Origin of the sequence: Jiangella rhizosphaerae (assembly GCF_003579925.1) — a bacterium.
GTDB lineage: Bacteria > Actinomycetota > Actinomycetes > Jiangellales > Jiangellaceae > Jiangella > Jiangella rhizosphaerae.
This window is the reverse complement of sequence record NZ_QUAL01000338.1, coordinates 1-5564: the sequence shown is the minus strand read 5'-3', so window position 1 is coordinate 5564 and position 5564 is coordinate 1. Positions and strand designations below refer to the sequence as shown.

The window sequence follows — 5564 nt, the reverse complement described above, 5'->3', positions numbered from 1 at the left end:
GGCACGCGTCCGGCCGGCCACGTCCACCCGGGCGCCGTCGCCGCGGCGAAGCGGCACGGCCTCCCGCTGCGGGCGACGCGGCCGCGGCGCCTCGCCGACGTGGCCGGTGACGACGACCTCGTCGTCACCGTCTGCGACCACGCCCACGAGGAGCTGGGCGACGTCGGCGGGCTGCACTGGTCCATCCCCGACCCCGTCCGCGTCGGCACCCCCGACGCCTTCGACGCCACCGTCACGTCCCTCGCCGGCCGCGTCGCCGGCCTCGCCCCGCGGCTCGCCGCGGCCTGAGAGGAGATCGGCATGTCGCCGTCCGTGCTGTTCCTGTGCGTGCACAACGCCGGCCGCTCGCAAATGGCGCTCGGCTTCTTCCGCCACCACGCGGGCGACGGCGCGACGGCGTTCTCCGGCGGGTCCGAGCCCGCGGACCGGGTCAACCCGGTCGCGGTCGCCGCCATGGCCGAGCGCGGCATCGACATCGCCGGCGAGCGGCCCCGGCGCTGGGCCGACGCCGACCTCGAGGCCGCCGACGTCGTCGTGACGATGGGCTGCGGCGACACCTGCCCGTACGTCCCCGGCACGCGGTACGAGGACTGGCCGCTCGACGACCCCGCCGGCCGGGACCTCGACGCCGTCCGGCCGATCCGCGACGACATCGAGCGAAGGGTCCTGAACTTGCTGTACGAGCTCGGCGTGTTGGACTAGCAGCAGTCGCAGCCGGGCCCGCAGCCGTCGGCCTCGGGCTCGCGCAGCAGCGCGCCGGCCGTCATGGCGCAGGCGTCGCCCTGCCACGCCTCGACGCCCTCACGGACGGCGAACCCCGCGATCACCAGCGCCGCCAGCGGGTCGGCCCACCACCAGCCCAGCGTGGAGTTCAGCACCAGCCCGGCCAGCAGCACCGCCGACAGGTAGCTGCAGATCAGCGTCTGCTTCGAGTCGGCGACGACGGCCGCCGAGCCCAGCTCGCGGCCGGTGCGCCGCTCCAGGTACGACAGCCCCGGCATGACGGCCAGGCTCACCGCCGCCAGAACGATGCCGACGGTGCTGTGGCCGGGCTCGCTCGCGCCGGCCAGGGCCCGGACCGCCTCGAACCCGACGTACGCGGCCAGCGCGAAGAACGAGAGTGCGACGATCCGCAGCGCGGTCCGCTCGCGCGCCTCGTGGTCGCGGCCGGCGAACTGCCACGCGATCGCGGCGGCCGACACGACCTCGACGACGGAGTCCAGCCCGAACGCGATGAGCGCGGCCGACGACGCCCCCGCGCCGGCCGCGACGGCGACGACGGCCTCGACCACGTTGTAGCCGATGGTCGTCGCGACGATCAGCCGGACGCGGCGGCGCAGCACGTCGCGCCGGCCCTCGCTCAGGATGCCGCTCATCCGCAGGTGCACCCGTCGGGCCCGCAGCAGCCCGGGTCGACGAACAGCATGACCCGCAGCAGTTCCTCCAGTGCCGGCGCCAGGTGCGGGTCGGCCAGGCGGTACCACGTGCGGCGGCCGTCGCGCGTCGCCTCGACCAGCCCGCAGCCGCGCAGGCAGGCGAGCTGGTTCGACATCACCTGACGCGACACGCCCAGCGCGTCGGCGAGGTCGGACGGGTACGCCGGCGCCTCGCGCAGCGCGAGCAGGACCCGCGCCCGCGTGGGGTCGGACAACGCGTGGCCCAGCCGGGCCACGGCCTCGCTGTGCGACAGCGTGACGGTGCTCATGGCGCCCGACGATACACGGATCGCTGTATTCAGCGAATCATTTACTCAGCGACCGCGGCGCACGCCCAGCTGGATCAGTTCCGGCTCCGCCGCCACCCCGCAGCAGCCGCCGCTGCCGCCGTCGCCGTCGTACCCGCCCGACCCGCCGCAGACGCCGGACTCCGGCAGCACCAGTTCGACCCGCTCGGCGGCGTCGCGGTCGCCGGCGAGCGCGGCGGCGATGCTGCGCACCTGCTCGTACCCGGTGAGCGCGAGGAACGTCGGCGCCCGGCCGTAGCTCTTCATGCCGGCCAGGTACACGCCGGGCTCGGGGTGGGCGAGCTCGCGGACGCCGTGCGGCGGCACGCTGCCGCACGAGTGCACGTTCGGGTCGATCAGCGGCGCCAGCCGCACCGGGGCCTGCAGCGTGGGGTCCAGTTCCAGCCGCAGCTCCGACAGCCAGCCGAGCTCCGGACGCAGACCGGTCAGCGCCACGACCCGATCGACGGCGTCGACGGTGCGGCCGTCCTCGGCGACCAGCCTCAGGCGCCCGTCGCGGCCGGACTCGACGGCCGCGGTCCGGAAGCCGGTGACCACGCGGACGCCACCGGACTCGACGGCGGCGCGGGCCTGCTGCCCGAGCCGGCCGCGGGCCGGCAGCTCGTCGGCGTCGCCGCCGCCGAAGGTGTCACCGATGCCACCGCGCCGCAGCAGCCACGTCACCGCCGCGTCACCGGCGTGCCCGATCAGGGACACCAGGGCGGTCAGGGCGGAATGTCCGCTCCCGGCGACGACGACGTGCCGGCCGGCGTAACGGTCGCGGACCGCCGGCCGGGTGAGGTCGGGCACGCGGTAGTCGATCCGCCCGGCTTGCGCCGCCGCACGCTCGCCCAGCGCCGGCAGGCCGTCGCCGCCCAGCGGGTTCGGCGTGCCCCAGGTGCCGGAGGCGTCGATGAAGCCGCCGGCGCGGATCCGCTCCTCGCGGCCGTCGGCGTGCCGGACGTGGACGGTGAGCGGCTCGGTCTCGCGGCCGTCGTCGACGACCCGGTCGCGGCCGCGGCGGGCGACGCCGACGACCTCCGCCTCGGTGCGCACCCGGTCGCCGAGCGCCGCGGCCAGTGGCGCGAGATAGTCGCGCACCCACTCCGCACCGGTCGGGTACGCGTCGGACGGCGGTGGCGTCCAGCCGGTGCGTTCGAGCAGCCGGCGCGCGGCGGGTGCGATCAGCTCCGGCCAGGCGGAGAAGAGCCGCACGTGGCCCCATGCCGCGACCGCCGCGCCCGCCGTCGCGCCGCGCTCGAACACCACGACCTCGAGGCCGCGCTCGGCCAGTTCGGCCGCGGCCGCGAGCCCGACCGGGCCGCCGCCGGCGATCACCACCGGATCCGTCATGAGCGACTCACTTTCATCGAAGGCTGTCGATAGAACGGTGCTGACTCTATCGACGTATGTCGATCGTCGCAACCATCGACGTCTGTCGATAGACTGCGACCCATGACGACCCTGGCCGCCCCGACGCCGCTGCTCCCAGGCGACGCCGCCGCCGACTACGCCGAATGCTTCGCCGCGCTCTCCGACCCCACGCGGGTCCGGCTGCTGCACGCCGTCGCCACCTCGCACGGCGGCCTCACCGTCGGCGAGCTGACCGACCTGCTGGGCATCAGCCAGTCGACCGCCTCGCACCACGTGCGTAAGCTCGCCGCCGCCCGATTCGTGCACGTGTCGAAGGTCGGCACCAGCACGCGGGTCACCGTCAACGAGGCCTGCTGCACCGGCCTCCCCCACATGGCCGACGTCGTCATGGGCGTCGGCGTCACCGGCCCATGCTGCCCCGACGACGTCCCGGCCGACGTCACCGTCCGGGCCCTGGCCGACGCCGACTGGCCGGCCGTGCGGCGCATCTACCGCCAGGGCATCGACACCGGCATCGCGACGTTCGAGACGTCGGTGCCGCCGAGCACCCAGCTGGCGGCTCGGTGGCTGCCCGCCCACCGCTGGGTCGCGGAGCTCGACGGCGAGGTCGTGGGCTGGACCGCCGTCGCGCCGGTCTCGGCCCGTGAGTGCTACCGAGGCGTCGGCGAGACGTCGGTGTACGTCGCCGCGGAGCACCGCGGCCGCGGGGTCGGGAAGGCGCTGCTGCGGCGGCAGGTGACGGCGGCCGACGCCGACGGGCTGTGGACGCTGCAGACGGCGGTGTTCACCGAGAACCGCGCCAGCCTGTCGCTGCACCACCAGGCCGGCTACCGCACCGTCGGCATCCGCGAGCGCATCGCCCAACGCGACGGCGTGTGGCACGACACCGTCCTGTTGGAGCGCCGGGCATCATGAGGGCATGACGGCTCTCAGCACCGCCGACGGCGACGCGATCCTCGCCGCCAACTTCGCCCCGTGGGTCCGGGACCTCGGCCTCACCGTCGTCGGCACCGGCGAGGCGCATGCCACGTTGCGGCTGCCGTGGAGCGACCGGCTGGCCCGCGAGGGCGGCGCGCTGTCCGGGCAGGCGCTCATGGCGGCCGCCGACACCGCGACGGTCATCGCACTCAGCGCAGCGCGCGGCGGCTACGGGCCGATGACCACCGTCCAGCAGTCGACGACGTTCCAGCAGCCGGTCATGGACGCGGACGTCCTGGTGACGGCGCGGGTCAGCAAGCTCGGCCGCACGCTGGCGTTCGTCGACGTCACCATCACCGCCGACGGCGACGACCGCCCCGTCGCCCACGCCTCGACGGTCTACGCCCTGCTCGGCTAGTACGTCCGAACGCCCGGGGCGCCCCAGGCGAGTGCGACCACGCCGACCACCAGTTCCAGGTCGACGGCGCCGCCGTGCTCGCCGAGCGGATCGGAGCGGGAGTCCCTGGAGTCGGCGCGGTTGTCGCCCAGCACCCAGAGCGCGCCGTCGGGCACCGTGACGTCGAAGGCGACCGCGCCGGCCGCGCCGCCGGACAGGTACGGCTCGGCCAGCGGCTCGCCGTTGACGACCACGGCGCCGCGCGAGCAGCAGCTCACGCGGTCGCCGGCCACTCCGATGACCCGCTTGACGAGGTACGGGCTCGCGCCCGACCGCACCCAGCCGCCCGGGTCGCGGAACACCACGAGGTCGCCGCGGCCGGGCTCGGCCAGCCGGTTCGCCACGACGCGGTCGCCGGGCTCGAGCGTCGGCGTCATCGACGCGCTGTCCAGCGTGAACACGTGCGCCACTCGGCCGGGCACCAGCGCGCCCACGGCCAGCGCCAGGACCAGCGCCGCCACGAGACGGAGACGCCGGGCACCGGTCACCATGCCGCGCCGAGCTCGGCGAGCATCGACTCCATCGCGGCGACCTCGCCCAGCTGGTCCTGGACGACGTGCTTGGCGACGGAGATCGCGAAGACGTTCGAGCCGGCGGCGATCTCGTCGTAGGCCATCTCCACGGCACCCTCGTGGTGCGGGATCATCAACCGCAGGTACAGCAGCTGCGCCGCCGGGCCGTCCGCCGACCGCAGCGCCGCCACCTCGGCGTCGGTCAGCATGCCGGGCATCGGCCCCGCGTGGTCGCAGCCGGGGGCGTCGGCGTCGTGCGCACCGTGCGTCGCGCTCCCCCACGCATCCAGCCAGCGACGCATCGTCTCGACCTCGCGCGCCTGCGCGGCGCGGACGAACTCGGCGTAGCGGCGGCCGCGGTCCCACACGCCGGCCTTCGCCAGCAGCAGGTCGCTCATCGCCACCGCCTGCTCGTGGTGCGGGATCATCATCCGGACGAAGCAGACGTCGGCGTCCGTCGGCACGTCCCCGGCCGGCGACGGCGCCGACGCCACGTGCGCGTCATGGCCGCCGCCGGCCGTCGCCACCCAGGCACCGGGCACGACCAGCGCCGCCGCCACGCCGGCGCCGGCCAGCCAGC

The 5564-nt window shown here is 75.4% G+C and carries 9 protein-coding genes; 4 read left to right on the top strand and 5 right to left on the bottom strand.

Translation table 11 applies throughout. The annotated features are described in order from the left end of the window. Positions 1-288, top strand: a 288-nt coding sequence (locus tag DY240_RS24445) for an arsenate-mycothiol transferase ArsC (protein ID WP_407659389.1), incomplete at its 5' end; no start/stop codon positions are given. 12 nt (positions 289-300) lie between these two features. Then, positions 301-702, top strand: coding sequence for an arsenate reductase ArsC (locus tag DY240_RS24440; RefSeq protein WP_119662323.1), 402 nt, complete (start codon positions 301-303; stop codon positions 700-702). Here DY240_RS24440 and DY240_RS24435 read toward each other — a convergent pair. From DY240_RS24435 to DY240_RS24425, 3 genes are read right to left on the bottom strand one after another with little or no spacing between them, the layout of a single operon-like run. Next, complete coding sequence (locus DY240_RS24435) at positions 699-1376, bottom strand: cation diffusion facilitator family transporter (protein WP_119662324.1); 678 nt, start codon at positions 1374-1376, stop codon at positions 699-701. The genes DY240_RS24440 and DY240_RS24435 overlap by 4 nt on opposite strands. Further along, positions 1373-1705 (bottom strand): ArsR/SmtB family transcription factor, encoded by a 333-nt coding sequence (locus DY240_RS24430; protein ID WP_119662322.1) that lies wholly within the window; start codon positions 1703-1705, stop codon positions 1373-1375. The genes DY240_RS24435 and DY240_RS24430 overlap by 4 nt, the downstream gene beginning before the upstream one ends. Positions 1706-1750: 45 nt before the next feature. Next, a complete protein-coding gene (locus DY240_RS24425; protein WP_267901697.1) occupies positions 1751-3286 on the bottom strand; it encodes an FAD-dependent oxidoreductase in 1536 nt (511 codons plus the stop codon). Between DY240_RS24425 and DY240_RS24420 the strand changes: the two genes are divergently transcribed. After that, on the top strand, positions 3179-4012 hold the full coding sequence (locus tag DY240_RS24420) for a helix-turn-helix domain-containing GNAT family N-acetyltransferase (RefSeq protein WP_119662320.1): 834 nt from the start codon (positions 3179-3181) through the stop codon (positions 4010-4012). The genes DY240_RS24425 and DY240_RS24420 overlap by 108 nt on opposite strands. A gap of 4 nt (positions 4013-4016) precedes the next feature. Next, on the top strand, positions 4017-4433 hold the full coding sequence (locus DY240_RS24415) for a PaaI family thioesterase (protein WP_119662319.1): 417 nt from the start codon (positions 4017-4019) through the stop codon (positions 4431-4433). On the opposite strand, the gene lepB is transcribed toward DY240_RS24415, so the two are convergent. Both lepB and DY240_RS24405 read right to left on the bottom strand, forming a co-directional pair. Next, the gene (gene lepB / locus DY240_RS24410; protein WP_158602985.1) at positions 4430-4933 is read right to left on the bottom strand and encodes a signal peptidase I; all 504 of its coding nucleotides are present in this window, start codon (positions 4931-4933) and stop codon (positions 4430-4432) included. The two genes, DY240_RS24415 and lepB, sit on opposite strands and share 4 nt — an antisense overlap. 23 nt (positions 4934-4956) lie before the next feature. Continuing rightward, positions 4957-5564 (bottom strand): DUF305 domain-containing protein (locus DY240_RS24405; RefSeq protein WP_147375502.1); only part of this gene is annotated, 608 nt, incomplete at its 5' end.